Source organism: Streptomyces sp. NBC_01089 (assembly GCF_045162975.1).
In the GTDB taxonomy this organism is placed as follows: domain Bacteria; phylum Actinomycetota; class Actinomycetes; order Streptomycetales; family Streptomycetaceae; genus Streptomyces.
In genome coordinates, this window is the sequence record NZ_CP108660.1 from 4,755,491 (window position 1) to 4,781,404 (window position 25,914).

Below are 25,914 nucleotides of genomic sequence, written 5' to 3' on the forward strand. Positions count from 1 at the left end.
GGCGGCGCTGGACGACGGACCTGCTCCCGTTTACACCTGGTTCACCACCGCCTTTTGCCAGGGGCGATGACGACAATCACAGAGGCCTGACGCACTGAGGACGCGCGTCGTGAAATTCGGCTTGTACGCAGACGAGCAGGGGTTGGCATAGGTCAGCTCCTCGTGGAGCAGGACCCGAAGGCCCTCATGGCTGATGTCGTCGGCCACCCCCTCAGCGACCAGGAAGTCGGCCGGCTTGGCCAGGTTCCAGGTCGAAAACGGCAGGCCCTGCTCGGCTGGCTTGGACTTGGCAATTTTCTTGATCTCCCGGCGTTCGGGGAGGGTGAAGGTCTTTGGCCGGCCGCGGACGCGTACCCGTTCTGCCACCCGGACAGGCATCCCAACAGCGCGTCACGTCGCTACGGGGCAAAGGTTCTCTGATGCGGCACTAGGGACTACGGGCCCCGGGTTACCGGGCTCCCTGCCCCCGGTACCACGTCACACCACGCAGAACTCGTTGCCTTCAGGGTCGGCCAGCACCATATGGTCCGGCTTGCCCTGGAGCGATTCCTCGCGCAGCACCCTCGCCCCGGCGGCCGTCAGCCGCTCGGTGGCGGCCAGCACACGCGGCCACCGCACCTCCCAGGGGGTCTCGCGGCCGCCACCCGCCTGCACGTCCAGGTGCAGGCGGTTCTTCACCGCCTTGCCCTCCGGGACCTTCAGGAAGGACAGCGCGGGGGCGGTCCCGGCCGGGTCGCAGAGGTAGGCGCCGTCGTTCCACTCGTCCTCGGGGACACCGTGGTGCAGGAGCCACTCGGGCCAGGTCGCGAACCCCTCGGGCGCGGGGCGCTCGGCGTACTCGAGCGCCTCCGCCCAGAAGCGCGACAGCGCGGCCGGGTCGGCGCAGTCCACGGTCAGGCTCCAGCGGATCGCCACCTGTGCCTCGCTCTCCTCGCGTCACGTACGTGCGGACGTGCGGCGCGGGCGGTGTCCTACCCGTAGGGGATCCCATGGGCCTTGAGTCGTAGGCGCCCGGCCCGTGCGTTACGACCACAGCCTGACGCCCCGCGGCTGCCGGAAAACCATCATGGATACATGACCACAGCAACCGCCACCGCGCCGCCCGGCACATCCGCCCGCACGTCCGCGTCCCGTACCGCCGCGTCCGGTACCTCTGCGTCCCGCACGTCCGTGTCCCGTACCTCCGTGGCGCAGCCCGTCCGCAGCGCCGTCCGCGCGGTCGGGGCCTTCGCGTCGGCCGCCTTCAGCGTCATGATCCTCGGCGAGCACGGCCCCCGCTGAACCGGCGCCGCCAAGCCGCCGCGTCGCCAAGCCTGCCCACCGCCCCGCCGCGCTCACCATGCTGACCGCGGCCCGGTCGTCAGGGAGCAGTCCCCTCATCCGTATCCGTCGAGCCGGTGTCCGCAGAGCCGCTGTCCGCAGAGCCGGTGTCCGCAGAGCCGCTGTCCGCAGAGCCGGTGTCCGCCGAGCCGCTGCCCGTGGAACCGCTGTCCGCGGCGCCCGTCTCCGTGGGATCCGTCAGCTCCAGTGCCGCGGCCGGACCCGCCAGCAGCTCGTCCGCGTCCACGATCCGGTACGCGTACCCCTGCTCGGCCAGGAACCGCTGCCGGTGCGCCGCGAAGTCCTGGTCGATCGTGTCCCGCGCCACCACCGAGTAGAACCGCGCCTCGTGCCCGTCCGCCTTCGGACGCAGCACCCGGCCCAGCCGCTGCGCCTCCTCCTGACGTGAGCCGAAGGTCCCCGAGACCTGGATGGCGACCGTCGCCTCCGGAAGGTCGATCGAGAAGTTCGCGACCTTCGAGACGACCAGCACACTGATCTCGCCCTCGCGGAACGCCCCGAAGAGCTTCTCGCGCTGCGCGTTCGTCGTCTCGCCCTTGATGACCGGTGCGTCCAGATGCTCGCCCAGCTCGTCCAGCTGGTCGATGTACTGGCCGATGACCAGGGTCTGCTCGCCCTGGTGCTTGCGGACCAGGGCCTCCGTGACCTTCCGCTTGGTCGCGGTCGTCGCGCAGTAGCGGTACTTCTCCTCCGCCTCGGCCGTGGCGTAGGCGAGCCGCTCGGTGTCCGTCAGATTGACCCGGACCTCCACACAGTCGGCGGGCGCGATGTAGCCCTGCGCCTCGATCTCCTTCCACGGCGCGTCGAACCGCTTGGGCCCGATCAGCGAGAAGACGTCCGACTCACGGCCGTCCTCCCGTACGAGCGTCGCGGTGAGCCCGAGCCGGCGCCGCGCCTGCAGATCGGCGGTGAACTTGAAGACCGGTGCGGGCAGCAGATGCACCTCGTCGTAGATGACCAGGCCCCAGTCGCGCGAGTCGAACAGCTCCAGGTGCGGGTAGACGCCCTTCCTGCGGGTCGTCAGCACCTGGTACGTGGCGATGGTGACCGGGCGGATCTCCTTCTTCGTACCGCTGTACTCGCCGATCTCCTCCTCGGTGAGGGAGGTACGTTTCACCAGCTCGTGCTTCCACTGCCGGGCCGAGACGGTGTTGGTGACCAGGATCAGCGTCGTCGCCTTGGCCTCGGCCATCGCACCGGCCCCGACCAGGGTCTTTCCCGCGCCGCAGGGCAGGACGACCACACCGGAGCCGCCGTGCCAGAAGTTCTCCACGGCCTGCTGCTGGTACGGCCGGAGCGACCAGCCCTCCTGGTCCAGGTCGATCTGGTGCGCCTCGCCGTCGACGTAACCGGCGAGGTCCTCGGCGGGCCAGCCCAGCTTCAGCAGCGTCTGCTTGATCTGACCGCGCTCGGAGGGGTGCACGGCCACGGTGTCGGGGTCGAGACGGGCTCCGACCAGCGGGGCGACCTTCTTCGACCGGAGGATCTCCTCCAGCACGGGCCGGTCGGTCGAGGTGAGCACCAGGCCGTGCACGGGGTGCTTGGAGAGCGTGAGACGGCCGTACCTGGCCATGGTCTCGGCGACGTCCACGAGCAGCGCGTGCGGCACGGGATAGCGGGAGAACTCGACCAGCGCGTCGACGACCTGCTCGGCGTCGTGCCCCGCGGCCCGCGCGTTCCACAGGCCGAGCGGGGTCAGCCGGTAGGTGTGGATGTGCTCGGGCGCGCGCTCCAGCTCCGCGAACGGTGCGATGGCGCGACGGCAGGCGTCCGCCCGCTCGTGGTCCACCTCCAGGAGCAGTGTCTTGTCGCTCTGGACGATGAGAGGTCCGTTCACGCCATGAGTCCCTTCGCGCCGTGAGCATGCGGTGGGGCCGAGCCAGTCAGGCTGAACCAGCAGGGCCAAACCACCAGTGTCGCGCATTCCGGCGGGGGTACACGCTGCGTCATGGACTCCGAACACTCCGAACCGCGACTGCAGCGCCGTACGTGGGGCTCGGCAGTGCTCCGCACCCTCGTGTTACTGCTCGGTTTCGCCTGCATGGTCGGCTTCGCCGTCGCCCTGGCCAAGGTGACGCTGGTGCCCTCCGCCGCCTCGGTGGACCTCACGCACACGAACCTCACCCCGGGCGACTCGATCCGTACGTACGTCGACCAGCCGGCCTTCCGGGACACGGTCAAGCAGATCGGCGGCAATCTGCTGCTCGGGATGCCTTTCGGGGTGCTGCTGCCCGTGCTGATACCGAAGGCGCGCGGGCTGCTGCGGGTGGTCCTGGTGACCGCCGTGGTGATGCTTCTCGTCGAGACGGCGCAGGGGCTGCTGATCACCGGGCGGGCCTTCGACATCGACGACGTGATCCTGAACACGACGGGCGCGCTGCTCGGGTATCTGCTGCTCGGCCGGCGGCTGGGCCGCGCGCTGCACCCCCGGCGCACCCACTGGTGGCAGCGGACGGCCCGGCGGACACCCGCGACGAAGCCGGCTGCTGAATCTCCGGCCAAGTCGTCCGCCAAGCCCGCGGCCGAACCCCGTGCCAAGTCTCCGGCCAAGCCCGCCGCCAAGCCGCGTGCCAAGGCCCCTGCCAAACCCTCCGCCAAACCTGCCGCCAAGCCCGCGGCCAAGGCGAAGGCCCCGGCCCGGAAGACGTCCGCGAAGAAGTCCGCCGCCAAGTCGCCCACCAAAGCCGCCGACAGGTCACCCGCCAAGTCCGGCGCCAAGTCCCTTACCAGGGCGTCCCGTTGGTGGTCCGCTGTCAGGACGGGTCGTCGGTCAGCTCCGCAACGCCCGTGATGCGGTGCAGCGGATACGTACGGACGTCGTCCGCGGTGTGGTCGTACGCCGTGACGAAGCCGCCCTCCACCCTGACCGGGGCGATCACGCGCTTGCTGGCCGCGCCGTCCGCGTTGACGTAGCCGATCCACAGCGCGGCGCCCGTCATCGCCGCCGCCTGCACCGTGGCGAGCGTCTCCCCCGACGGGGTGCGCGGCAGGTCCCCGTGCTCCTGCACCGGCGCGTGCACCACCGTGGCCGCCGTGTCGCCCGCCTTGATCGCCCGCAGCGCCGCGCCGAGCAGGACGTCGTCGGGGACCGGCGGGCCCTCCGGGACCGGGGCGGGTGCGGCGCGCGGCGGGGTGCGGTAGGCGTCTGCGCGGGTGATCAGGACGTCCCCCTCGGCCGACTCGGCGGCCGGGGCGAAGCCCATCGAGCGCAGCCCTTCGAGCAGCCCGGCGGGTCCCGCCATGGAGGCCAGCACCGTGGGTGCGAGGCGGCGCAGCCGCAGCGGCTGGGACCTGGTGTCGGCCATGATCTCGCTGAGCACCGCGTCGTCGTCGCAGCGTACGTACGAGGAGGCCGCGCCGACCCGCAGGTGGCCGTGTTTCCTGGCGACGTCGTCGATCAGATACGTGAGCGGCTGCGGCACCGGCGTACGGCTGTGGGCCGCCAGGAAGGCGTGCAGGTCGGCCGCGGTCTGTCCGGCGTCGAGTGCCCTGCGTACCGAGCCCGCCGTGAAGCGGTAGACGGTGGCGCCGCCCTTGGACTCGACGTCGGCGGCGACCCCGAGCAGCGCGGCGAGCGGGCGCTCCAGCGGGCCGGGGGCGACCGCCGTGAGGTCGGCCTGGAGCAGGACGTGGTCGAGCGGCTCCGGGATCAGCGGGGTGATCGCGTCGGCGGCGCGGGCGCGGGCGGCCGCCAGTTCGGCGGGGGTCGGCGCGGGGCGCGGGCCGCTGTCGGCCGTGAGGTCGCCCAGCAGTGCCCTGCCGTGCGTCGAGAGGGCGCCGCGGCCTGTGATGCCCAGCAGCTCCGTCTCGTTCAGCGTCCACTGGGCGATGCGCGAGCGCAGATCGCCGACCGGGGTCGCGCCGTGTGTGTGGCGGGCCGTCGGGATGTCCGCCGTGGTGGCCGGGCCAGGACTGCCGGGGCCCGGGCTGCGGCCGGACGCGGTGCCGCGCACCGGGCGTTCCCAGCGCAGCCGGGTCAGCAGCGAGTCCGGGTCGGGCGCCGTGCCCTCCGGGAGGGTCGCCATCAGGGCCAGGATCCTGCGGCGGACCTCGGGGGCGGCGGCCCGGTCCAGTTCGGGGCCCAGCGTGGACAGGGCACGGCCCTTGGGGTCGAGGCCGCCGATGAGTCCGGGCGTACGGGTGGCGGTGAGCCAGGCCGTGACCAGGTCGGCCCAGCGCTCCTGGGCGGGCGAGTCGAGCCAGAGGTCGTACGCGGGGGTGGCGGCGAACCGTTCGTCGGCCTCCCCGTCGGCCGCCAGCAGCCCGGCCGCGTAGGCCAGTTCGACCCAGAAGGCGGCCAGCGGCTCGCTCACGTCCAGCGCGGCCGCGGTCCGCTTGAGGTCGCGGACGCTGAGGCCGCCGGAGCGCAGCACGGTGGGGCCGCCCTCGTCCCAGTCCTTGAACAGGTCCTCGATGGTGGAGAGCGCGGTGAACGCCTGCCCGGCCGCCGCCGCGTCCACAGCCTGTGGACCGTACTCGCGGGCGGGCAGCACGGCGGGCGGCCGCGGTTCCGCGTGCTGGTGCGCGCGCCCGGCGCGCAGATGCAGCGCGGCCTCCCGGGGGAGTACCACCGTGCGCGCGCTGGCGGGCAGCAGCAGCCCGTGGTCCCGGAGCCACTGCACGGGCCGGGTCGGCGCGGCGGCCACCTCTCCGTACGGCGGGCCCCAGACGAGCCTGCTCAGGACGTTCAGCGACTCGCTCGGGGCCTCGTCGAGCAGCGCCGACATCCGGGTCCTGTCGGTGAACAGCGAGGTCAGCGCGGCGACCGCGGAGACCGAGTCGTGCGTGCCCGCGAGGCCGACCGCGGTGACGATCTCCTGGACGCGGCCGGGCGACATCCCGACCGTCGCCTCCGCCACGGTCGGCCCGAGGCCGGTCGGCGAGGGGTGCGTGGGGGAGGGGGCGAGGAGTTCGCGGGCGGTGCGGACGAGCCGGAGCCGGTCGTCGGTGCCCCAGATCAGCGCCTGCTCACGGAGCCGCTCGACCGCGCCGGGCAGCGCGTCGGCGACCTCCGGATCGCACTCGTCACCGGCCATGAGGGCGAGGAGCGTCTCGTACGGGGCGGGGTCGGGCGCGACCGCGAGCGCCTCGGCGGTCTGGAGCGTGAACCGGTCCAGGTGCTCCAGCGCCCGTACGACCGAGGCGCGGGTGCCCGCACGGGTCGCGAGCTGGCTGAGATCGCTGGGCACCGGCGTCAGCAGATCGGGCCGCGCCCGCAGCAGCCCGGTCAGTGACGCGTCGTCGCGGGTGCGCAGGGCCTCTGCGAGGGTGCGCGGTGGCGTGCTGCGTGTTCGTTCCGGCACGTGCGCCTCCCATAGAGCGGACGGGTCCCCATCCGGCCCACGTTACTGAGATTTGCGGGGAGATGGCGCACCGCCCCACGTTCGGCCCGATGACTTCGCCTCCGCGAGCCCGATGACTTCGCCTCCGCGAGTGCGGGCAGGACACCGGGAGGGGCGCAGGGACGGGCATCCGGACAGGCGTCGGGACCGGTGTCGGGGCGGGCTTCGGGATGGGGGATGGGACGGGCGCCGGTATGCGCACCGCGGCGGGCATCAGGCAGGAAGGGCAGCGGCATCGGGAGGCGCAGAGGAAAAGTCGGGCAAAGGCCGGTGGAGGGGCCGGTGAGTGCGGACGGTGCGCGGTGGGGGCGGCTACGGTCGGTGCAGAGCGGCGTGAAGGGGTGCGACTCCGTGGGGATCGAGAGCGATCAGCTCGTCTACGACTATCTGAGCCGGGTCGGTGACCTGGCCCAGCGACAACTGACGTCGGCCGACCGGATGCGGCTCGTCGCCTCGCTGCGCGGCGAGATCGACCGGCAGCGTGCCGGGGCGGACGCGGGCGGCGAGGCCGCCGTACGCCGTATCCTCGGCCGGCTCGGCACACCGGCCGAGCAGGTGGCGGCGGCGACGGGCGGCGGCCCGCCGCCGGGCGCGGCCGAGCCTGGCCCCGACCCCGTACGGGACCGGGCGGGCCGTATGCCACGCCCGCGGCGCAACGACCCCACGGGCACGGGCGGGGACGGCGGTGGCGCGTCCGGCAGGACCGGCCTCGGCAAAGTCGGCCTGGGCCTCGGTCTGGGCAAGCCGGCGGCGGGCAAGACCGGTCCCGGCGGCCCCGGCGGCGGGCGGTGGGGGCTGGGCGGCAGGGGCGAGAAGCCGCAGCCGCCGCCCCCGCGCTCGACGGCCGCCTCACCCCCGCACCTCGCGGGCGAGGACGAACTGGGCCCGTCCGGCGGGGAACCTGACTGGTGGCGTGTCCAGCCGGGCCCCTTCGGCGCGGGTGACGCGGTGCCGGGCTTCACCGGGGGTGTGGAGATCCCCGAGATACTCAAGCCGCCGCCCGGGGCTGAGCAGGGAGACGGCCCGAACGCTCTCAGCGAGGACGAGGCCGAGGAGGACGACGCCGACGGCGAGGAGTCCGTGGAGGCGCAGCCCCTGCGCGGCCGCTCGCTGCTCGGCCGCCGGCCGGCCGGTGGTGGCGGTGGCGTGCGGGCCGTCGCCGGGGGCTTCTCCAGCCCGTTCCTGCTGCTCGCCGCGGCCCTGCTGGTCGTCGGCGCCGTCATCGGCTCGCTGATCGCGCTCGGTGCCGGCTGGCTCCTGGCGTACGTCTCCCGCAGGCTCAGCCGCGCCGAGGCGAAGTGGGCGGTGCTCGGCCTGCCGGGGCTGGCCCTGACGGGCGGGATCGTCTGGCTGTGGGGGCGGGCCGACGGGCGCTGGGGCACACCGATCCCCGCGCACGGCATGGGCGACGCGATCTCCGGGGTCTGGCCGGTCGTTCTGCGGGTGGCGGCCGGGGCCTCGGCGCTGTATCTGGTGTGGCGGTCGCGAAGGCGGCTGCCGTGAGCGGTGCCGTGGCACCGCCGTGATGCCTTCGTACGGGCCCGGCAGCGGACCGGATCGCACGGCCCGCGGCGTCTGCTCTGTCCCCGTTTACGTCTGTAGCAGGCGTGTTGCTCTCTCGTGACGATCTTGGCCGGTAGAGCGGGCAAGCTGTTCGCAGACAGGGGTTCGGCGGGTTGCACGACCGGCCGCACCGTGAGCGGATGCGAAGGAGCTGGCCATGGGTATGTCTCGTAGGTTCGTCGTGACGGTTGCCGCCACCGCGCTGGCAGGAGCTGCCGGAGTGGGAGTCGCGCAGGCATCGACCACGGCCCACACGTCCGCGGCGACCGGTGTCAAGGTCTCGTCCTGCCGCCCCGCGAACCACACCGCGAAGATCACCCCGGATGCCTCCAGCGCCGGCCACCGCCACTACCGGGTCACGCTGACCGCGGCGCCCGGCACGGAGTCGTGCAAGCTGGCCGGTTCGCCCAGCGGCGTGCGGTTCCTCAACCACGGCTCCCTGGACGGCGTGACCGCGAAGGCGTACGGCAAGCAGACCTCCGCGGTGACCCTGAGCCCCGGCCACCCGGTCCACTTCGACATCCAGGTGCCCAGTGCCGCCGCGGGCGCCAAGGCCAATGAGGTCACGTTCACGCTCAGGACCCCGGGCGGCGGGACGATCCCGGGCGAGTCCTCCGCCGAGGGCTCGCTCTCGGTCGACGCCGGTACCCAGATCGGCGCCCTGCAGGCCGGAGCCTGAGGCACCCGTTCAGCACTGTGCCGCCGTACCCCTGAGGGTGCGGCGGCACAGTGCTGAACGGGCCCGGTGGCCGGTCCCGCGACACGGGCCGGTGACAGGGCCCGGCGACAGGACCAGCAACAGAGGTCAGCGCTTCGTGAGATCCCGCTGCAGCTCGTCGAGGATCCGGTCGGCCGCCGTGTAGCCGATGCCCTGGATCCACAGCTGGTCGTCGACGCCGTGCGACCTGCCGTCCCGCACCGCCGTCAGGTTCTTCCACAGACCGCTGCGCGTCGTCTGTGTCTCCTTGGCCTTCGCCGGGTCTCCGTACGTGGAGTGGAAGAGCACGTCCGAGTCGGCCAGGTCGATCCGCTCGGGGCTCACGTCGTACGTGAAGCCGTCCTTGGCCTTGTCGACGATGGCCGGGCGGCCGACGCCGAGGTCCGCGAGGATCGTGCCGATGTAGTTCTTCCTGCCGTAGATCCGGATGTCGGCGCCCTCCACGAACCGCACCACACCAACCTTCGTGGCGGCCGCCTTCGCGGGCCCGCCGAGCGCGGCCACGACCCGCCGGACATGCGCGGTGTACGCGGCGACGGCCTTCCCGGCCTCGGCCTGCCTGCCCAGAGCCTCGGCGTGCATCCGGAAGTTGGCCTTCCAGGGGTAGCCGGTGTTCTCCGTCATGACGGTCGGCGCGATGGCGCTGAGCTGCGCGTACTTGTCGCCGTGCCGGATCTTGCTGGTGAGGATCAGATCGGGTTTGAGGGCGGCGATGGCCTCCATGTTCGGCTGGAGCATCTCGCCGACGTCCTTTATCCCGGCGACCTTGTCCCTGGGCAGATAGTCGAGGAACCCGGATTTCACGTCCGCGTGGGTGGAGCCGACCGGCTTCACGCCGAGCGTGATGGCGGAGTCCAGCTCGGCGGTGTCCAGGACGACGACCCGCCGGGGGTGGTCCGGGACCCGTACATCCCCCATGGCCGTCTTCATGGTGTGGGTGGCGGCCGTCCCCGCGGACGGCTTGCCGCTGGTGTCACCCGACCCGCACGCGGTGAGAGCCAGCGCGGCGGCGATGACGAGAGCACCGGTGGTGGTACGGCGGCGGTGGTCGCGGCCGGCCCCACCGAGGAGTAAGCGCTTCATGACGAGCCCTTTCGACTGCTTGGCCTGCTTGGCCTGCTTCGACTGCTTCGACGGCGTTCCTCTGGAATGGTGGTCCTCCGGACGGCGTCCCGGCAGGGGCTCAGACGTCGGCCGCGCAGTTCTCGGCCGCGGCGCCCCCGCCTGCCGTGCCCGCTCCCGCGTCCGCACCCGCTCCCGCGTCCGCGCCCCACGGCGCCCCCGCCACGACCAGCGGCGACCCGGTCACCGGATCGGGGATGACGACCGACTCCAGGCCGAACACCTCCCGTACCAGCTCCGCGGTGACGATCTCCCCGGGGTGCCCCTCCGCGACGATCCGGCCGTGCTTCATGGCCACCAGGTGGTCGGCGTACCTGGCCGCCTGGTTGAGGTCGTGCAGCACCGCGACCACGGTCCTGCCGCGCTCCTTGTTGAGCCGGCGCATCAGGTCGAGCACCTCGACCTGATGGGCGATGTCGAGGTAGGTGGTGGGCTCGTCCAGCAGCAGCAGATCCGTCTCCTGGGCGAGCGCCATCGCGATCCAGACGCGCTGGCGCTGCCCGCCGGACAGTTCGTCCACGGCCCGCTCGGCGAGGGCGGTGATGTCGGTGCGCTCCATCGCGCCGGTGACGGCGCGCTCGTCCTCGTCCGACCACTGCTGCCACCAGTGCTGGTGCGGCTGGCGGCCGCGTGCCACCAGGTCGGCGACGGTGATCGCCTCGGGCGCCGAAGGGGACTGCGGGAGCAGCCCGATGGACTGGGCGATCTTGCGGGTCGGCGTACGGGCCAGCTCGGCGCCGTCCAGCAGCACCGCGCCGCCGCGCGGCTTGAGCAGCCGCCCCAGGGCCCGCAGGGTGGTGGACTTGCCGCAGGCGTTGGGCCCGACGATCACGGTCACCTGCCCGTCGGGCACGGCCAGGTCGAGTCCTTCGACGACGGTGCGGTCGTCGTACGCGAGGGTCAGCTCACGTGCCGTCAGCCTGGCCGGTGCGGTGGCCTGCGGGGTGCTGGTCATGAGCTTCCTCCACTACGGCCGCGGGCACCGTGATTCTTCGCGATCAGCCAGATCAGATACGGGGCGCCGACCGCCGCCGTGAGGACGCCCACCGGCAGTTCGGTGGGCGAGAGGAGCTTGCGGCCGAGCAGATCGGCGAGTACGACGATGAACGCGCCCATCAGCGCCGAGCAGAGCAGCGGGATCTGCGCGGTCCTGGTCATCCGGCGGGCGATCTGCGGGGCGAGCAGCGCGACGAAGTCGACGGGCCCGGCGGCGCCGGTCGCCACCGATGCCAGCACCACGCCGAGCAGGACGAGCCCGAGCCGCACCCGCCCGAGCCGGATGCCGAGCGCGGTCGCGGTGTCGTCGTCCATGGAGACGGTGCGCTGGGCGTACGCGGCCCACAGCATCGCCGGTACGAGCGCGAGCAGCACCCAGCCGAGCAGTCGGGCCTGGCTCCAGCCGCGGCCGTTCAGCGAGCCGGTGAGCCAGATCTGGGCCTGCTGGGCGACCAGGTAGTCGCCCTTGGTGAGGAAGAGCTGGGTGACCGAGCCCAGCGCGATGGCGAAGCCGATGCCGATCAGCACGAAGCGGGTGGCGTGCAGTCCGCCGCGCCAGGCGAAGACGTACACCAGGGCGGCTGCGGTGATGCCGCCGATGACCGAGAGGTACGGCAGGACGGCGGCCGACGTCACGCCGAGGGACATCGCGGCGACGGTGAGCGCGCCCGCGCCCTTGCTGATGCCGATGATGTCGGGGCTGGCCAGCGGGTTGCGCGCGACGGTCTGGATGAGCGCGCCGGCCACCCCGAAGGCGGCGCCGACGAGCAGCCCGACGACCATCCGGGGCAGCCGCAGGGTGCCCACGACGAGTTCGTCGGGCGACGGCCTGCCGGTGATGACCTTGAGGACCTCGCCGGGTGCGATGAAGTCCTCGCCGACGCAGAGGTACGCGACACAGGTGACCGCGAGCAGCACGGCGAGCGCCACGGCGACGGCCGCCGCCCGCCGGTGCAGCAGGAACGTGCCGCCCCCGGCCCGGACGAGGGAGTACCCGGCGGGGCGCACGGCCGCGGCGGGAGGTGCGGTGGTGGGAGCTGCCGGTGTCACGCCGGGACCGCCTTCCGGCGTACGAGGGTGACCAGGAACGGCACCCCGATCAGGGCCGTCATCACACCGGCGGGCACCTCGCTCGGCGGGAACACGACCCGGCCGACGGTGTCGGAGACCAGCAGCATCACCGGGCCGATGAGGGCCGCCATCGGCAGCACCCAGCGGTGGTCGCTGCCGACGATCGCGCGGGCGATGTGCGGCACCGCGAGGCCGATGAAGGCGATGGGTCCCGCGGCCGCGACGCCGACGCCGGTCAGTACGGTGGCGCCGATGCCGCCGACGATGCGTACGGTCGCGACCTTCTGGCCGAGGCCGCGCGCCATGTCGTCGCCCAGCGCCAGTGCGTCGAGGCCCCGCGCGACCGAGGCCACCAGCACCACCCCGACCAGCAGGAACGGCCAGATCTGGCCCACGATGTCGGTGTCACGGCCGCTGATCGAGCCGACCTGCCAGAAGCGGAACTCGTCCAGCGCCGACGCCTTGGTGGTCAGTACCGCCTGCACCACGGAGACGAGCAGGGCGTTGATCGCGGCGCCGCCGAGCGCGAGCTTGACCGGGGTGGCGCCGCCGCGCCCCCGCGATGCGATGGCGTACACCGCGACCGAGGCGAACGCCGCCCCCGCGAAGGCGAACCAGACGTATCCGGTGAGGCTGTGGATCCCGGCGAAGGCGATGGCCAGCACCACGCCGACCGACGCGCCCTGGCTGATGCCGAGGATGCCGGGGTCGGCGATGGGGTTACGGGTGATGCCCTGGAGCACGGTCCCGGCCAGGGCGAGCGCGGCGCCCACCATGAGGCCGATGAGGGTGCGCGGCACCCGCAGTTGGCGTACGACTTCGGCGGTGTTGCTGTGGCCGCCGTGCAGCAGTGCGTCGATCACCGCCGACGGCGCGATGGCCCGTGCCCCGACCGCGAGGCTGAGCAGGACCGCCAGCAGCAGGGCCACGACGGCGCCGGCCGTCCAGGCGACGCGGCGGCGGGCCACGGGAGTTGACATCTGACCCATTCCGAAAGTTGGTAAGGCTTGGCTAAGTCTAAGCTCAGCCATTCGGGACGGGCCGGTCAGGTACCGGGAGGATGGAGGATGGAACGCATGTCTTCACACCCGCTGACGGTCGGCTTCGACCTGGATATGACCCTGATCGACTCCCGGCGCGGGATCCACGCCGCCTACCAGGCACTTTCCGCCGAGACCGGGACGTACATCGACGCCGATCTCGTGGTCACCCGGCTCGGGCCGCCGCTGGAGACGGAGCTGGCCGAGTGGTTCCCGGAGGCCGAGATTCCGGCGATGCGCGACCGCTACCGTGAGATCTACCCCACATGCGCGATCGAGCCGACCACGGCGATGGCCGGCGCCGCCGAAGCGGTGGCCGCGGTGCGGCGGCTCGGCGGCCGGGCGATCGTCGTCACCGCCAAGAACCAGCCGGACGCCGTGCGCCACCTGGTCCACCTCGGCATCGAGCCGGACGCCGTGATCGGCTGGCTCTGGGCGGAGGCCAAGGCGGAGGCGCTGCGCGAGCACGGCGCTTCGGTGTACGTCGGCGACCACATCGGGGACGTGCGCGGGGCGCTCACGGCGGGCGCGCTGTCCGTCGCCGTACCGACCGGTCCGATCAGCGCGGACGAACTGCGCGCGGCCGGAGCCGATGTGGTCCTGACGGACCTCACCGAGTTCCCCGCGTGGCTGGACGGCTACGCGGCCGGGGTCACCGCGGACGTCTGACCCGCCATCGCGGCGCGTGCCCGACGGCGCTGGTCGGCGATGGAGCGCAGCAGCCCGGCGGCGGCGACGACGAAGCCGACACCCATCAGCATGCACACGGCATACGCGATGGACGGGAACGGGTGCGTCCCGAGGAACAGCGGGGCCACCGTGACCAGTGTGGCCACCGCTCCCACGAAGAAGATGATCGCGCCTGCCTGCACCAGCCGGTCACCGGCGCGGGTGTCGGCAGGGGCGTCGGCCGATTGGGTTTCATTGCTCACCCGGCCAGGGTAGTTCCCAGCCCGGAGGAACTACGAAATGACGTCTTGTTACTGGTCCCCGGTCGACGAGCCGGACCACTAGCCTGAGTCCCGGCGGGTCGGGTGACCCGCTGCAGTGCTATCCAGAGCCGTTTTCTACGACTACGAGGACGAGGACAGACGGTGCCCACCGGCAAGGTCAAATGGTTCAATTCGGAAAAAGGCTTCGGCTTTCTTTCCCGCGACGACGGGGGCGATGTCTTCGTCCACTCGTCGGTGCTCCCGTCCGGAGTCGATGCCCTGAAGCCGGGGCAGCGCGTGGAGTTCGGCGTCGTCGCGGGCCAGCGCGGCGACCAGGCGCTGACCGTGACCATCATCGATCCCACGCCGTCGGTGGCGGCGGCCCAGCGCCGCAAGCCCGATGAGCTGGCCTCCATCGTGCAGGACCTGACGACGCTCCTGGAGAACATCACGCCGAGCCTGGAGCGCGGCCGCTACCCCGACAAGGCGGCCGGGGCGAAGATCGCCGGCCTGCTGCGGGCGGTCGCCGACCAGTTGGACGTCTGACCGTACGGGCACGGTCCCCCGGTGGGCCGGGGCGGGGAGCGAAATCCCCGCCCCGGCCCACCGGTCTTTCCGCCCGCCGCCGCCGTCACGGCCGCGGCCAGGGCTGCCCGATGATCGTCTCGATGCGGGTGTTGAAGCGCTCCAGGGCGGCCGCGAACGCGCCGGCCTCCTCGGGGCTCCAGTCGGCGAGCACCCGCTCCAGATTGGTGACGGCGTCCTCGCGGTCGGCGTGCAGCTTCTGCGCGCCCTCCTCCGTCATCCGGAACTTCCGGGCGAGACCGCCCTCCGGGTCCGGGATGCGCTCGACGAGCCCGGCGCGGGTCATCGCCGCGGTCTGCCGGTTCAGGGTCGAGGTGTCGAGGCCCAGTGCCTCGACGAGCTGCCCGATGGAGAGCGGGCCGTCGACCTCGATCCGGCAGAGCAGGACATAGGCGCTGCGCTCCAGGCGGGTGGTCTGCGCCATGGCCATGTACCGGTACCGGGCCAGCAGTGTCATTTCCCGCTCGACCCGCTCGAAGTTGTCGCTCGCCTGACGCACGCGGCGTCTCCTCTCGCGCATTTCCCGGTGCCGGTCTGCCCTGCCGGTTTGCCTGTATAGCACGCGTGTGTGCATCATGCATAAGATGTGTATGCTGCACATGCCCGTCATCGGGCGCCCAGCCGAAGAGGAGTTCCCGTGAGACCGACCGCCACCGCGCCACCGCCCGCCAGGACCGGTCCCGTCGTCGCCGTCCTGGCGGGCGCGGGCATCGTCGCCGCCCTGATGCAGACCCTGGTCGTACCGCTCATCGCGCAGCTCCCGCAGCTGCTGCACACCACCCAGGGCAACGCGTCCTGGGTCATCACCGCGACCCTGCTCGCCGGTGCGGTCGCCACCCCCGTCACCGGCCGTCTCGGGGATCTGTACGGCAAGCGGCGGCTGATGCTGGTCTGCGTCGGGCTGCTCGTGGTGGGCTCGCTGATCTGTGCGCTCGCGGGGTCGCTGGCCCCCATGGTCATCGGCCGCGCGCTCCAGGGCACCAGCATGGGCATCATCCCGCTCGGCATCAGCGTGATGCGCGACGTGCTGCCGCCGGAGCGCGTCGGCTCGTCCATCGCGCTGATGAGCTCATCGCTCGGCATCGGCGGCGCGCTCGGCCTGCCCGTCGCGGCCGCGGTGGCGCAGAGCACCGACTGGCACATGCTGTTCTGGGGCTCGGCGGGACTGAGCGCCGTACTCGGCGCCCTGGTCCTGCTCTTCGTACCCGCGGCGCCGGTCCGCGCCGAAGGCCGCTTCGACTACGCCGGGGCCGTGGGCCTCGCCGCCGGTCTCGTCGCCCTCCTGCTGGCCGTCTCCAAGGGCGGCGACTGGGGCTGGGGCAGCGCGAACACCCTGGGGCTGCTGGCGGCCGCGGTCGTCATCCTGCTGGTCTGGGGCGTCTTCGAACTCCGTACCAGGGACCCGCTGGTCGATCTGCGCACCACCGGGCAGCGCCAGGTGCTGCTGACCAATCTGGCGTCCGTCGTGGTCGGCTTCGCGATGTACGCGCAGTCGCTCGTCGCGCCGCAGCTGCTCCAGCTCCCCGAGGCCACCGGCTACGGCCTGGGCCAGTCGATGGTCGTGGCCGGCCTGTGGATGGCCCCGTCCGGGCTGGTGATGATGGCGGTCTCGCCGCTCGGCGCGAAGCTCTCGGCGATCCGCGGCCCCAAGGTGTCGCTCCTCGCCGGCTCCGTGATCATCGCGATCGGTTACGGCCTGGCGACCGTCCTGATGGGCTCGGTCTGGGGCCTGGTGGTCTTCGGCTGCGTGATCAGCGTGGGCGTCGCCTTCGCCTACGGGGCGATGCCCGCCCTGATCATGGGCGCGGTGCCGCTCTCCCAGACCGCGGCGGCCAACGGCTTCAACTCCCTGGCCCGGTCGGTCGGTACGTCGGTCTCCAGCGCGGTCATGGGCGTGGTGCTGGCCCAGATGACCGTGTCGTCAGGCGGCGTCACGATCCCGTCGGAGGGCGGCTTCCGTACGGCGTTCGTGATCGGCGGCGCTGTGGCGCTGGTGGCCGCACTGGTGGTCCTGGCGATCCCCGGCCGCGGCGGGCCGAAGCCGGAGCCGGCCGCTCAGGCAGCGGCGGGGACGGCGGCGGAGTCAGCGGCAGGGACGGAAGCGGTCCAGGCCGCGGAGGATGCGAGCCTCTCGGGCAGGTGAGGGGCAGGCAGGGGGGAGCAAAGGGGGAGCAAGGGGCAAGCGAGAGGCAAGTGAGGGGCCGGCAGGGGGCAAGCAGGGGCAAGCAAGGGGGGCGAGCAGAGGGGCGGCCGCAGGGGGCCGCCCCTTCGGTGCCCGGCTCACTCCGCGGCGAAAGCCAGCCCCTCGGGCGGCAGCGCCGGTACGAGCCCTTCGGCCGCCGCCCGGGTGAGCAGCCCGCGGACCGCCGCGTAGCCGTCCTCGCCGAGGTCGGCCGTGAACTCGTTCACGTAAAGACCGATGTGCTGGTCGGCGACCGCCGGGTCCATCTCCTGCGCGTGGCCCAGCACATAGGGCCTGGACACCTCGGGGTCGTCCCACGCCTGGCGTACCGAGGCGCGGACCGTCCTGGCCAGCTCCCGCAGCCGCTCATCGCCCAGTGACCGCTTGGCGATGATCGCGCCCAGCGGGATCGGCAGGCCCGTCGTGGACTCCCAGTGCTGCCCCATGTCGGCCAGCGAGTGCAGCCCGTACTCCTGGTAGGTGAAGCGCGCCTCGTGGATGACCAGGCCCGCGTCGACCTTGCCGTCGCGCACCGCCGGCATGATCTCGTTGAACGGCATCACGACGATCTCGCCGACCCCGCCGGGCACGACCTCGGCCGCCCACAGCCGGAACAGCAGATACGCCGTCGAGCGCTCGCTCGGCACGGCGACCGTCTTCCCGGTGAGGTCCACGCCGGGCCCCCGCGTGAGGACGAGCGGGCCGCAGCCGCGGCCGAGCGCCCCGCCGCACGGCAGCAGCGCGTACTCGTCGAGCACCCAGGGCAGCACCGCGTACGACACCTTCAGGATGTCGAACTCGCCGCGCTCGGCCATCCCGTTGGTGATGTCGATGTCCGCGAACGTCACATCGATCCGGGGCGCCCCCGGCACCCGGCCGTGGGCCCAGGCGTCGAAGACGAACGTGTCGTTGGGGCAGGGCGAGAACGCGATGTTCAGCGCGTCGGTGAGGAGCGGTGCCTCGGTTGCCTCGGTCATGTGCGGTTCCAACCTTCCAGTACGGGCGCGAGCTTCCCGAAAGCCGTGGTGAGCGCGGACAGCGCGTCGCCGATGCGCCAGGCGTCACGGTCGCGCGGGCCCACGGCGTTGGAGACCGCCCGGATCTCCAGCACCGGCACACCCGCCTGCGCGGCCGCCTCGGCCACCCCGAAGCCCTCCATCGCCTCGGCCACGGCCGCGGGGTGTGCGGCCAGCAGCCGGGCGGCCCGCTCCGCGGTGCCGGTGACGGTGGAAGCGGTGAGTACGGTGCCGGGCGTCGCACCGGTGGCATCGGCCACCGCCCGTACGAGCGTGGCGGGCGGCCGGTGCTCCACCGAGCCGAAGCCGAGACCCGTGACGGGCACGAAGCCCTCGGGCGTCTCGGCGCCCAGGTCAGCCGCGACGATCGCGTCGGCCACGAGCAGCGAGCCCGGCGCGGCGTGGAAGCCGCCGCCGATGCCCGCCGAGACCACCAGACCGTACGAGCCGCGCGCGAGCGCCGTGGCCGTACCGGCGGCCGCGGCGGCGGGGCCGACCCCGGCCGCGATCACGTCGTAACGTCCGGTCCCCGCGTCCGGGTCCTCGGTACCGGACCCGAACGCGCGCGTGACCGCGTCCCGCTCAGCGGGGACCGCGGTCACGATGAGTACACGCAAGGCGTCAGGCGTCCTTCTTGAAGACGAACGACCAGAGCCCGAAGACCTTGGTGGTGCCGTCGCCCTCGGCGATGGCGACGGTCGACGAGTTCCCCTTGGCGCCGTACTGGGAGTTGAAGAAGACGTTGCCCGGGACCGTCGTGTAGGTCTTCTTGCTGACGGCGGTCAGCTGCTGGCCGTTGAGCAGCAGCACCCAGCCCTTGTCGGCGATCTTCGGGTCCACCCCGATCCGGACGGTCTTGTCCGGGTCGACCTTGATGGACTTGGTGCCCTTCTTCTTCGAGGCGCACGCCTTGGACGCGGCCATGTCCAGGGCCTTGCCGTCGTTGTAGCAGGCGGCCTCGGAGTGCACCGAGTTCGTGCCGACCGTCACGGTCGCCAGCGGCGTCGGCTTGTCGCAGGCGGACAGGACGAGGAGTCCGGCGGACACGGCACCGAGAGCGGCGGCGGTGCGGCGGCCCTTACCAGTAAGAAGCGCAACGGTCATGGGGCGAAGGCTATCGCCCGGCGCAGGTCACGCCACGCGGGGGTGCGGCGAGCCGCGCCTGGCGGCCGTCAGGAGCCCCCGTACGGTCGTGATCGCACCCACCGCGACCAGCGCGGCACCCACCGACGCGCCCAGCATGCCGTTCAGCGGCAGGGCCATCGCGATGGCGCCACCGACCACCCAGGCCAGCTGGAGCACCGTCTCCGAGCGCGCGAACGCCGAGGTCCGTACGGTCTCGGGGACGTCCCGCTGGATCATCGCGTCCAGCGACAGCTTGGCCAGCGCCTGTGCGAAGCCGGCGACAGCGGCCAGCACTGTCACCATGACCGAGACGAAGAAGACCGCCGTGAGGACCGCGGTGCCCAGCGCCACCCCGAGCAGGACGGCGATCATGATCTCGGGCCCGCGGGAGCGCAGCAGCGCCCCGACCGCCGTGCCCAGCGCGTTGCCCCCGCCGGCCGCGACACCCACGACGGCCAGTGACACGGCGGCGCTCTGCCCGGCCATCGGATGCTCGCGCAGCAGGAAGGCCAGGAAGAAGATCAGGAAGCCGGAGAGCGAGCGCAGCGCCGAGTTCGCCACCAGGCCGTTCAGCACGGAGGGGCCCACGGTGCGCAGCGACGGCTTGCGCTCGTCGGCCTGCTCCACCAGCCGGGCCTTGCCCTCACCCTTGGCGGAGTCCACCTTGCGGGGCAGCGCGAAGGCCAGGAACGCCCCGCACAGGAAGACGGCCGACGCACCGTAGAGCGGCCAGGCGGGGCCGATCCGGTGCAGTCCGGCGCCGACCATCGCCCCCACACCGGTCGCGAGCAGCCCGCCGAGCGTGACCCGTGAGTTGGCTCTGACCAGCGAGAACCGTGGCGGCAGCAGCCGCGGGACGACCGCGCTGCGCACCACCCCGTACGCCTTCGACGCCACCAGGACGCCCAGCGCCGCCGGATAGAGCTCAAGGCCGCCGGTGGCCACGGCGCCCGACATGACGAGCGCCAGGACCACTCTGGCGATCATCGCGGCGGCCATCGCGGCCCGGCGGCCGTGCGGCAGCCGGTCGAGGAGCGGGCCGATCACCGGGGCCAGCAGCGCGAACGGCGCCATCGTGACCAGAAGGTAGAGCGCGACACGGCCGCGGGCCTGACCGGTCGGTACGGAGAAGAACACGGTCGAAGCCAGCGCAACCGTGATCATCACGTCACCCGCGCTGTTCACGGCGTGCAGTTCGATCAGTTTGCCGAGGCCCGACTCGCCCGCGCCATGGGCGTTCGTCGCCCGTCTGATCCCTTTTGCGGTAGCAGTAAACGGCCGTTGGAGGGCATGGCCGACGGCCCGCCCCACCCTGCGCGCCGGGCTGAATCCGTCGGACGACCTTGCGGTGGTCACCCCGTCATAGTGCCCCAACCCCGTACGACCCGAACCGGGATTCGGACGCGCAGGTGGGACGAGAGCCGGAGAAGGGGTAGCGTGCACGGAGGCTGCCGACCACTCCCGGGCGGGCCCGCGACGCCTGTCACCGCGCCTCGCCGCGTTGTCGGAAGCGCCCCGTGACTTCGGTTACCGGGGCGATCTCCGCCTTGCGATGCACGGCGCCAGACGCCGCGGGCTCCTCCGCCCGGGTGCGGCCGGCAGCCTCCAGCGCGCCACCGGCGGTTGTCCTTGGCTGTGCGCCTCTCCGTTATCCCGCAGAATGGGTACGAGAAGGCGCGCGCCCGGGCATGTCGGGCGCGGACGTTGACGCGGTCCTCCGGTCCGCTCCGCCCGTTGCTCGTACGCGAAGTTCGTCCGGCGCACCCGTGAGACGGCGTAGGAGAGAAGCGAGACCTGTGAGTGCTGCGACGACGAGAAGCCGTACCCCTGACCGCCTGTGCGCCGAGGCGGTCGGCCTCGCCCGTGAGGCGGCGGAGGAAGCCGCCTTCCCCGGGGTGGTCGGCGAGCACGTCTCTGTGGTGGCCGAGGGTGACCGGGTGGTCACCCACTACTTCGAGTGCAAGGAGCCGGGCTACCGGGGCTGGCGCTGGGCGGTGACGGTCGCCCGGGCATCCCGGGCCAAGCTCGTCACGCTCGACGAGACGGTTCTGCTGCCCGGCTCCGACTCGCTGCTGGCCCCCGAGTGGGTGCCCTGGAGCGAGCGGCTGCGCCCCGGCGACATGGGGCCCGGTGACCTGCTGCCCACCGAGGCGGAGGATCTGCGCCTGGAGCCCGGTTTCTCCGGCGAGGACGCGCCGCCGCCCAACTCCGTACTCTCGGACGAGCTGGCGGAGCGGGTCGAGGCGGAGGACGCCGAGGTCACCGACCGCACGGCGGTCCCGGCCCGCGGCACGGTCGCCGCGGTCGCCGACGAGCTGGGGATGCGGCGGGCCCGGGTGCTGTCCCGGTACGGCCTGCACCAGGCGGCGGACCGCTGGGACGAGGAGTACGGCGCGAAGACCCCAATGGCCCAGGCGGCCCCGGCTTCCTGTGTGACGTGTGCCTTCCTGGTCCCGCTCTCCGGTTCACTGCGGCAGGCTTTCGGGGTCTGCGGGAACGAATTCGGCCCGGCGGACGGCCATGTGGTGTCCCTGTCGTACGGCTGCGGCGGCCACTCGGAGGCAGCGGTCATGCCGAAGCCACTGCGCCCGGCGCCCCTGGTACTGGACTCGACGGCGGCGGACCCGTTCGCCCTGCGCCCGGACCCGGAGGGCGGCTCGGTCTCGACGGAGACAACTCCGGGGGCGGACGACCTGGGGCATTCCTGAGGGGTGGGGGTGGGCTGCGGAGCGGGGGGCCCGCCTCGACGCCTCCGCCTCCTGCGCTGATCCCGCACTGACGAAGCACCCGGATGCTCCCGTGCCGGTGCCGGTGCCGGTGCCGGTGCTCGTGAGGTGGCCCGATCAGGGCACCGTCACCAGCGGGACCGTTCCATGACCAGATCCCGGACCGATCGGTCAGACGGCACGCCCGCTGTTGCCGGAACGGATCAGGCTCCGGAGGTGCTGGGCTGCCGTGCGGAGCGCTTCCAACTCGGCGACGCGCTCCGCGTTCCGCTCGGTGAGCGCGGCGTTCAACCCCGCGAAGAACCGCGCGCGGTACGCGAGGTCCGTCTCGATGCGCTGAAGCTCCGCGAACAGGGCGGGCGCCCCGGTTCGTTGTGGGGCGAGTGCGCGCAGGACGCGGGGGAGGCGTCGCCGCAGGAGGACCTGGAGTACCCCCGCGACGAGAGCCAGTCGGACCAGTACGTACGTCACGGCTGCTGCCCTCCGTGGTCGGCCTGCCAGTGCCGCCTGCGTAGGACCCGGCAGTCGGTCTCCCTGCTCGCGTCGTGCTCGGCCCTGGCGACCGCTTCGTCGAGGTCGAACTCCTCGCACTTCCGGCACGGCTCCTCTGCAGGGGTCACCATTCGAGCCCCCTGCGGCTCCGGGCGTTGATCCGTGCGTTCTCGGCGGTGAGCCGCTCTGCAGGGGTCGGGGGCCGGACTCGCTCGGGCACCGCTTCCCACTCGGAGCCACCGCTGACCGGCCGCAGCGACCAGTACGGGCCGGCGAGCCCGCGGAATTCTCCGGTTCGGTTGCCGTGCCCCGTATCGACCATGAGCGTGCCGAGATCCGGGACGCGCGAAGGTGCCTGCCTGTCCGGGGTGTTGTTCTGTGCAGCCATAGCCACTCCTCTCCGTAGTCGTTCCGCTACCAAGCGGGCTCAGCGTGACCTAGAGTCGTGGTGTCTTCAACTTGCGTTACTTGTGCAGAGAGTTGAGTGATGGGCCTTGAACAGAAAAGAGTTGGACCCCGAGAAGTCCCCGAAGGCGGCGTTCGGTCAGCTTCTGCGCAGATTGCGGGATGAACGTGGCTGGACACAGGACGAACTGGGGGAGCGGACGGGGTGTTCGGGGACGCATATTTCAGCCGTCGAAACTGGTCGACGCCCTCCAACTCGCCGCTTTGCGGCAAGTGCTGACCGGGCGCTCGGTACGGGGGACCGGCTCCAACGCCAGAGCCAGGCCGTTCGGCAAACGGCACTGCTGGAGGGATTTCCGGAGTACGTCCGGCATGAGAGCCGGGCAGCGGAAATTCGGTTGTACGAAGTGGGCGTGATCCCCGGCTTGCTTCAGACGCCCGAGTACGCGGCAGTCCTCGCGGAGAGCGCCGTAAGACGGGGAATGATTACGCCCGACCAGGCGAACGAGCGCGTCATGCTCGTTGCCGAGCGGCAATCCGCGCTCATTCGGACGCCTCCGCCACTGATCCTGGTGGTGCTGGACGAAAGCTGCATCCGTCGGCCCATCGGTGGCTCCGCCGTCATGGACGCGCAGTTGGCGAGTCTGGTCAAGTTCGCCGAGTTGCCGAACACCGTGCTTCAGGTTGCCCCGTACGACATGGGAGAGCACCGCCCGTTCGACCTGCCCCTCTACATACTGACGCTTCCGGACCGCCAACTCCTTTCGTACGCCGAGTCCGCGCACCGGGGGCATCTCGAAAGGGAAAGTACGTTCGTGCTGCCGCTGCTCGCGGCCTACCATCAATTGCAAGCCGAAGCGCGCTCCCAGGCGTCGTCTGTGGCCATGATCAGCCAGTTACGAAAGGGCACCCCGTGACCACCGAACTCTCCCCCCGCTGGTTCAAGTCCTCGTACAGCAACAACGGCGGCGCCTGCATCGAGGTCGCGGCCAACCTCATCGCCTCGTGCGGCGTCGTCCCCGTCCGGGACTCCAAGAACCCGAGCGGCCCGGTCCTGGACTTCCACACCAGCTCGTTCGTCTCCTTCGTGGCAGGCATCAAGGGCGGAGAGGTCGGCACCGTCTGACCACCCCGGCCCCGCGCATGTACGGGTGAGATTCCGCCGAACCGGTCCGTTCCAGGCGCGCACCGGCCAGGACGAGGCGGGTGACGACGACCTCCACTGACCTCTGGCACCATTACGGCCGCACACGCGCCGCCACCGATCACGCTGTCCCCGAGACCTTCTCCTGGTCGTGGAGCCAGGACGGCGGGCCGGGCGCGGAAGTCCTCGGTGACCTGACCGGCCTGTTTGTCGGTGACCTCGGCGCCGGATCCGCCCGGCACGCTGCCCACCTGGTGGCCCGTCACCAGCCCGCCCGGGTCGTCGCGGTCGACGCCTCCGCTGCCCAGCACGCCATGGCCACCGGCCTCTACTCCGACCTCGCGCCGCGCCTGCACCTGGTGCACGCCGACGTCCTGGAGCACCTGCGCGCCATGCACGGCTCCTACGACGTGCTGTACAGCGTCTTCGGTGCCGTCGACTTCACCGACCCGCGCGACCTCCTGCCGGCCGCGGGCGCCGCGCTGCGGCCCGGTGGCCGGCTGGTCTTCTCCACCCTCGCCCACTACTTGAACGGCGAGCCCGCCGAGACCGATGTCGTGCACGCAGACATCCTGGCGAAGACACCGGACGGAAGCCCGACCACGATGCGCCGCTGGGTGCTCCAAGAACACCTGTGGGCGAAGCTGCTCGACGTGGCCGGGCTGTCCGATATCACCGTCGATGTGCTGCCTGCGCCCGGCGGTAGGCAGCGCACCGCTGACACGCTGCTCGTGACGGCATCCCGGAAGTGAACCACCGCGCTACGGCGGCTGTTACCTGTCCGCACGCCGCTCGTCGTAGTGACCGCGCGCGGCGTCGACCGCGTCGAGGTGATCGACGGCCCATTCCAGCATGGCGTGCACAGGGGGCCGAAGGGTGCGGCCCAGCGGGGTGATGCGGTATTCGATCGCCACCGGATCCGTGGACACGACCACTCGCTCGGCCATGCCGTTGCGCTCCAGCCGGCGCAGGCATGCGGTCAGCGACTTCGGGGTGACGGCGGGCAGGTGGTGCCGGAGTTCGTTGAAGCGCCGGGGGCGGTCGCACAGTGCGGCCAGTACCAGCAGGGACCACTTGTCGAAGAGTTGGTCGAGCAGTTCCCGGCCGTCGCCGTTGAGCTCCACTTCGGGCACGTCGGTCTCCCTCGCGATACCTGATTTCGTTGAAGTGTATCCAGGCTACTAGGTATACATCAGATACTTATTGGCCTGACGGTGAAGCGGGAATCATGACTGACGCGTACTCGACCCGGACCCTCAAGATCTCTCTCAGCAGCGGTGTGGCGTACGTCGTGATCGACAACCCGCCCATCAATCTGCTCGACGCGGCCCTGATGGCGGACTTGGACCGGTTCGCGGACGCCATATCGGGCGACCAGGACATCCGGGTGATCGTTTTCGACAGCGCGGATCCGGACTTCTTCGTCGCGCACGGTGACATGACGGCCGCCGACGACCCCGCGGCCTTCGTCGCCCTCCCCGTTGCGCCCGGGGAGGACCAGTCCCTCAACCCGATGATGCGGCTCCATGAACGCATCCGGTCGCTGCCGCAGATCACCATCGCCAAGCTGCGCGGACTGGCGCGCGGCGGCGGTGCGGAACTGCTGTCCGCGATGGACATGCGGTTCGCATCGCTGGAGCGCGCCGGGATGGCGCAGATGGAGTGCCGGCTGGGAATCATCCCGGGCGCGGGAGGCACCGCGTATCTGCCCGGCCTGGTGGGCCGCGCACGCGCCCTGGAGATCATCCTCGGCGGGCAGTTGGTCGATGCCGCGACCGCGGAGCGGATCGGATGGGTGAACCGGGCCGTGCCGGACGCCGAGCTGGACCACGTCGTCGACACCCTCGCCGCCCGTATCGCCGCTCTGCCTCCCGGCGTCGCCCGCGCCGCGACCGAAGCGGTCGACTCCGCGGACTCCGCGGCCGAGTCGACCACGCAGGGCCTGCGGAAGGCCAACGAGCTCCTCAACGGGCTCTTCGGTGAACCCGCCGCAGCCCGTCTCGCCAAGGCCGCACTGGCGGCCGGTGCGCACACCCGGGACGGGGAGCGTCACCTGGAGGCCCTTGTCGACGACATCACCTGAGAGCTTCTGCCGGAATGCACGCGGGCGTCAC

Annotated in this window: 28 protein-coding genes and 2 pseudogenes; 12 read left to right on the forward strand and 18 right to left on the reverse strand. The window is 71.9% G+C overall.

From position 1 onward, the window contains the following. Positions 1–156: 156 nt before the first annotated feature. Both OG510_RS21345 and OG510_RS21350 read right to left on the reverse strand, forming a co-directional pair. Positions 157–342: pseudogene (locus OG510_RS21345) on the reverse strand (IS630 family transposase); the annotation flags it as partial. 135 nt (positions 343–477) lie between these two features. Further along, complete coding sequence (locus OG510_RS21350; RefSeq protein ID WP_406138786.1) at positions 478–915, reverse strand: VOC family protein; 438 nt, start codon at positions 913–915, stop codon at positions 478–480. Between the two features lie 159 nt (positions 916–1,074). Between OG510_RS21350 and OG510_RS21355 the strand changes: the two genes are divergently transcribed. After that, entirely contained in the window at positions 1,075–1,281 is a 207-nt protein-coding gene (locus OG510_RS21355) for a hypothetical protein (protein WP_406138788.1), read from the forward strand. Positions 1,282–1,543: 262 nt separating this feature from the next. On the opposite strand, the pseudogene OG510_RS21360 reads toward OG510_RS21355, so the two are convergent. Beyond that, positions 1,544–3,178: pseudogene (locus OG510_RS21360) on the reverse strand (DNA repair helicase XPB); the annotation flags it as partial. 111 nt (positions 3,179–3,289) lie between these two features. On the opposite strand from OG510_RS21360, the gene OG510_RS21365 reads away from it, so the two are divergent. Further along, positions 3,290–4,132 carry a VanZ family protein gene (locus OG510_RS21365; protein WP_406138790.1) on the forward strand — a complete coding sequence of 281 codons (843 nt, stop codon included), beginning with the start codon at positions 3,290–3,292 and terminating at the stop codon, positions 4,130–4,132. Here the strand turns inward: OG510_RS21365 and OG510_RS21370 are convergent. Next, positions 4,095–6,644 carry a helicase-associated domain-containing protein gene (locus tag OG510_RS21370; RefSeq protein ID WP_406138792.1) on the reverse strand — a complete coding sequence of 850 codons (2,550 nt, stop codon included), beginning with the start codon at positions 6,642–6,644 and terminating at the stop codon, positions 4,095–4,097. The two genes, OG510_RS21365 and OG510_RS21370, sit on opposite strands and share 38 nt — an antisense overlap. A 321-nt stretch (positions 6,645–6,965) precedes the next feature. On the opposite strand from OG510_RS21370, the gene OG510_RS21375 reads away from it, so the two are divergent. Beyond that, on the forward strand, positions 6,966–8,186 hold the full coding sequence (locus tag OG510_RS21375; RefSeq protein ID WP_406138794.1) for a hypothetical protein: 1,221 nt from the start codon (positions 6,966–6,968) through the stop codon (positions 8,184–8,186). A 217-nt stretch (positions 8,187–8,403) separates the two neighbouring features. After that, on the forward strand, positions 8,404–8,925 hold the full coding sequence (locus OG510_RS21380) for a DUF4232 domain-containing protein (protein WP_406138796.1): 522 nt from the start codon (positions 8,404–8,406) through the stop codon (positions 8,923–8,925). Between the two features lie 126 nt (positions 8,926–9,051). Here the strand turns inward: OG510_RS21380 and OG510_RS21385 are convergent, their stop codons facing one another. The 4 genes from OG510_RS21385 to OG510_RS21400 form a co-directional block, all read right to left on the reverse strand. Further along, a complete protein-coding gene (locus OG510_RS21385; RefSeq protein WP_406138798.1) occupies positions 9,052–10,047 on the reverse strand; it encodes an ABC transporter substrate-binding protein in 996 nt (331 codons plus the stop codon). A 100-nt stretch (positions 10,048–10,147) separates the two neighbouring features. Further along, on the reverse strand, positions 10,148–11,041 hold the full coding sequence (locus OG510_RS21390) for an ABC transporter ATP-binding protein (RefSeq protein WP_406138800.1): 894 nt from the start codon (positions 11,039–11,041) through the stop codon (positions 10,148–10,150). Next, entirely contained in the window at positions 11,038–12,132 is a 1,095-nt protein-coding gene (locus OG510_RS21395; RefSeq protein ID WP_406138802.1) for a FecCD family ABC transporter permease, read from the reverse strand. The genes OG510_RS21390 and OG510_RS21395 overlap by 4 nt, the downstream gene beginning before the upstream one ends. After that, positions 12,129–13,133 carry a FecCD family ABC transporter permease gene (locus tag OG510_RS21400; RefSeq protein WP_406138804.1) on the reverse strand — a complete coding sequence of 335 codons (1,005 nt, stop codon included), beginning with the start codon at positions 13,131–13,133 and terminating at the stop codon, positions 12,129–12,131. Before OG510_RS21400 ends, OG510_RS21395 begins: the two co-directional genes overlap by 4 nt. A 96-nt stretch (positions 13,134–13,229) precedes the next feature. Here OG510_RS21400 and OG510_RS21405 point away from each other — a divergent pair, with 96 nt between their 5' ends. Beyond that, entirely contained in the window at positions 13,230–13,862 is a 633-nt protein-coding gene (locus tag OG510_RS21405) for an HAD family hydrolase (RefSeq protein WP_406138806.1), read from the forward strand. Here the strand turns inward: OG510_RS21405 and OG510_RS21410 are convergent. Continuing rightward, positions 13,832–14,125: a hypothetical protein gene (locus tag OG510_RS21410; protein ID WP_406138808.1), complete on the reverse strand. Its 294-nt coding sequence runs from the start codon at positions 14,123–14,125 to the stop codon at positions 13,832–13,834. The genes OG510_RS21405 and OG510_RS21410 overlap by 31 nt on opposite strands. 162 nt (positions 14,126–14,287) lie before the next feature. Between OG510_RS21410 and OG510_RS21415 the strand changes: the two genes are divergently transcribed. Then, a complete protein-coding gene (locus OG510_RS21415) occupies positions 14,288–14,671 on the forward strand; it encodes a cold-shock protein (RefSeq protein WP_323183791.1) in 384 nt (127 codons plus the stop codon). 85 nt (positions 14,672–14,756) lie between these two features. Here the strand turns inward: OG510_RS21415 and OG510_RS21420 are convergent, their stop codons facing one another. Further along, positions 14,757–15,167: a MarR family winged helix-turn-helix transcriptional regulator gene (locus OG510_RS21420; protein WP_406142473.1), complete on the reverse strand. Its 411-nt coding sequence runs from the start codon at positions 15,165–15,167 to the stop codon at positions 14,757–14,759. Positions 15,168–15,434: 267 nt separating this feature from the next. Here OG510_RS21420 and OG510_RS21425 point away from each other — a divergent pair, with 267 nt between their 5' ends. Then, on the forward strand, positions 15,435–16,853 hold the full coding sequence (locus tag OG510_RS21425; protein WP_406142474.1) for an MFS transporter: 1,419 nt from the start codon (positions 15,435–15,437) through the stop codon (positions 16,851–16,853). Positions 16,854–16,990: 137 nt separating this feature from the next. Here the strand turns inward: OG510_RS21425 and OG510_RS21430 are convergent, their stop codons facing one another. Genes OG510_RS21430 through OG510_RS21445 form a run of 4 tightly spaced genes read right to left on the reverse strand, consistent with a single transcriptional unit; the run spans position 16,991 to position 20,389 of the window. Beyond that, on the reverse strand, positions 16,991–17,869 hold the full coding sequence (locus tag OG510_RS21430) for a 1,4-dihydroxy-6-naphthoate synthase (protein WP_406138810.1): 879 nt from the start codon (positions 17,867–17,869) through the stop codon (positions 16,991–16,993). Continuing rightward, positions 17,866–18,525: a futalosine hydrolase gene (locus tag OG510_RS21435; RefSeq protein WP_406138812.1), complete on the reverse strand. Its 660-nt coding sequence runs from the start codon at positions 18,523–18,525 to the stop codon at positions 17,866–17,868. The genes OG510_RS21430 and OG510_RS21435 overlap by 4 nt, the downstream gene beginning before the upstream one ends. Positions 18,526–18,529: 4 nt before the next feature. Beyond that, a complete protein-coding gene (locus OG510_RS21440; protein WP_406138814.1) occupies positions 18,530–19,012 on the reverse strand; it encodes a DUF2771 domain-containing protein in 483 nt (160 codons plus the stop codon). 27 nt (positions 19,013–19,039) lie between these two features. Further along, complete coding sequence (locus tag OG510_RS21445) at positions 19,040–20,389, reverse strand: MFS transporter (RefSeq protein WP_406138816.1); 1,350 nt, start codon at positions 20,387–20,389, stop codon at positions 19,040–19,042. A 440-nt stretch (positions 20,390–20,829) separates the two neighbouring features. On the opposite strand from OG510_RS21445, the gene OG510_RS21450 reads away from it, so the two are divergent. Beyond that, a complete protein-coding gene (locus OG510_RS21450; protein WP_406138818.1) occupies positions 20,830–21,741 on the forward strand; it encodes a DUF3027 domain-containing protein in 912 nt (303 codons plus the stop codon). Positions 21,742–21,930: 189 nt separating this feature from the next. Here the strand turns inward: OG510_RS21450 and OG510_RS21455 are convergent, their stop codons facing one another. The 3 genes from OG510_RS21455 to OG510_RS21465 are packed head-to-tail and all read right to left on the reverse strand — an operon-like array spanning position 21,931 to position 22,639. Continuing rightward, a complete protein-coding gene (locus OG510_RS21455) occupies positions 21,931–22,230 on the reverse strand; it encodes a hypothetical protein (RefSeq protein ID WP_406138820.1) in 300 nt (99 codons plus the stop codon). Beyond that, positions 22,227–22,382 (reverse strand): hypothetical protein, encoded by a 156-nt coding sequence (locus OG510_RS21460; protein WP_406138822.1) that lies wholly within the window; start codon positions 22,380–22,382, stop codon positions 22,227–22,229. Before OG510_RS21460 ends, OG510_RS21455 begins: the two co-directional genes overlap by 4 nt. Next, positions 22,376–22,639 carry a hypothetical protein gene (locus OG510_RS21465; RefSeq protein WP_406138824.1) on the reverse strand — a complete coding sequence of 88 codons (264 nt, stop codon included), beginning with the start codon at positions 22,637–22,639 and terminating at the stop codon, positions 22,376–22,378. Before OG510_RS21465 ends, OG510_RS21460 begins: the two co-directional genes overlap by 7 nt. Before the next feature lie 106 nt (positions 22,640–22,745). Here OG510_RS21465 and OG510_RS21470 point away from each other — a divergent pair, with 106 nt between their 5' ends. The 3 genes from OG510_RS21470 (at position 22,746) to OG510_RS21480 (ending at position 24,552) form a co-directional block, all read left to right on the forward strand. Then, on the forward strand, positions 22,746–23,573 hold the full coding sequence (locus OG510_RS21470) for a helix-turn-helix domain-containing protein (RefSeq protein WP_406138826.1): 828 nt from the start codon (positions 22,746–22,748) through the stop codon (positions 23,571–23,573). Further along, entirely contained in the window at positions 23,570–23,782 is a 213-nt protein-coding gene (locus OG510_RS21475; RefSeq protein WP_406138828.1) for a DUF397 domain-containing protein, read from the forward strand. Before OG510_RS21470 ends, OG510_RS21475 begins: the two co-directional genes overlap by 4 nt. Before the next feature lie 80 nt (positions 23,783–23,862). After that, a complete protein-coding gene (locus OG510_RS21480; protein ID WP_406138830.1) occupies positions 23,863–24,552 on the forward strand; it encodes a class I SAM-dependent methyltransferase in 690 nt (229 codons plus the stop codon). 21 nt (positions 24,553–24,573) lie between these two features. Here OG510_RS21480 and OG510_RS21485 read toward each other — a convergent pair whose 3' ends face one another. Continuing rightward, positions 24,574–24,933, reverse strand: a complete 360-nt coding sequence (locus tag OG510_RS21485) for a winged helix-turn-helix transcriptional regulator (protein ID WP_406138832.1) — start codon at positions 24,931–24,933, stop codon at positions 24,574–24,576. Between the two features lie 95 nt (positions 24,934–25,028). On the opposite strand from OG510_RS21485, the gene OG510_RS21490 reads away from it, so the two are divergent. Continuing rightward, entirely contained in the window at positions 25,029–25,883 is an 855-nt protein-coding gene (locus OG510_RS21490) for an enoyl-CoA hydratase/isomerase family protein (RefSeq protein ID WP_406138834.1), read from the forward strand. The last annotated feature ends 31 nt before the right edge of the window (positions 25,884–25,914 follow it).

Coding starts and splice junctions, on each gene's coding strand:
- OG510_RS21355 (WP_406138788.1), top strand. CDS start 1,075: ATGACCACAGCAACCGCCACCGCGCCGCCCGGCACATCCGCCCGCACG.
- OG510_RS21365 (WP_406138790.1), top strand. CDS start 3,290: ATGGACTCCGAACACTCCGAACCGCGACTGCAGCGCCGTACGTGGGGC.
- OG510_RS21380 (WP_406138796.1), top strand. CDS start 8,404: ATGGGTATGTCTCGTAGGTTCGTCGTGACGGTTGCCGCCACCGCGCTG.
- OG510_RS21385 (WP_406138798.1), bottom strand. CDS start 10,047: ATGAAGCGCTTACTCCTCGGTGGGGCCGGCCGCGACCACCGCCGCCGT.
- OG510_RS21390 (WP_406138800.1), bottom strand. CDS start 11,041: ATGACCAGCACCCCGCAGGCCACCGCACCGGCCAGGCTGACGGCACGT.
- OG510_RS21400 (WP_406138804.1), bottom strand. CDS start 13,133: ATGTCAACTCCCGTGGCCCGCCGCCGCGTCGCCTGGACGGCCGGCGCC.
- OG510_RS21405 (WP_406138806.1), top strand. CDS start 13,230: ATGTCTTCACACCCGCTGACGGTCGGCTTCGACCTGGATATGACCCTG.
- OG510_RS21420 (WP_406142473.1), bottom strand. CDS start 15,167: ATGACACTGCTGGCCCGGTACCGGTACATGGCCATGGCGCAGACCACC.
- OG510_RS21425 (WP_406142474.1), top strand. CDS start 15,435: ATGCAGACCCTGGTCGTACCGCTCATCGCGCAGCTCCCGCAGCTGCTG.
- OG510_RS21430 (WP_406138810.1), bottom strand. CDS start 17,869: ATGACCGAGGCAACCGAGGCACCGCTCCTCACCGACGCGCTGAACATC.
- OG510_RS21440 (WP_406138814.1), bottom strand. CDS start 19,012: ATGACCGTTGCGCTTCTTACTGGTAAGGGCCGCCGCACCGCCGCCGCT.
- OG510_RS21460 (WP_406138822.1), bottom strand. CDS start 22,382: ATGGTGACCCCTGCAGAGGAGCCGTGCCGGAAGTGCGAGGAGTTCGAC.
- OG510_RS21465 (WP_406138824.1), bottom strand. CDS start 22,639: ATGGCTGCACAGAACAACACCCCGGACAGGCAGGCACCTTCGCGCGTC.
- OG510_RS21490 (WP_406138834.1), top strand. CDS start 25,029: ATGACTGACGCGTACTCGACCCGGACCCTCAAGATCTCTCTCAGCAGC.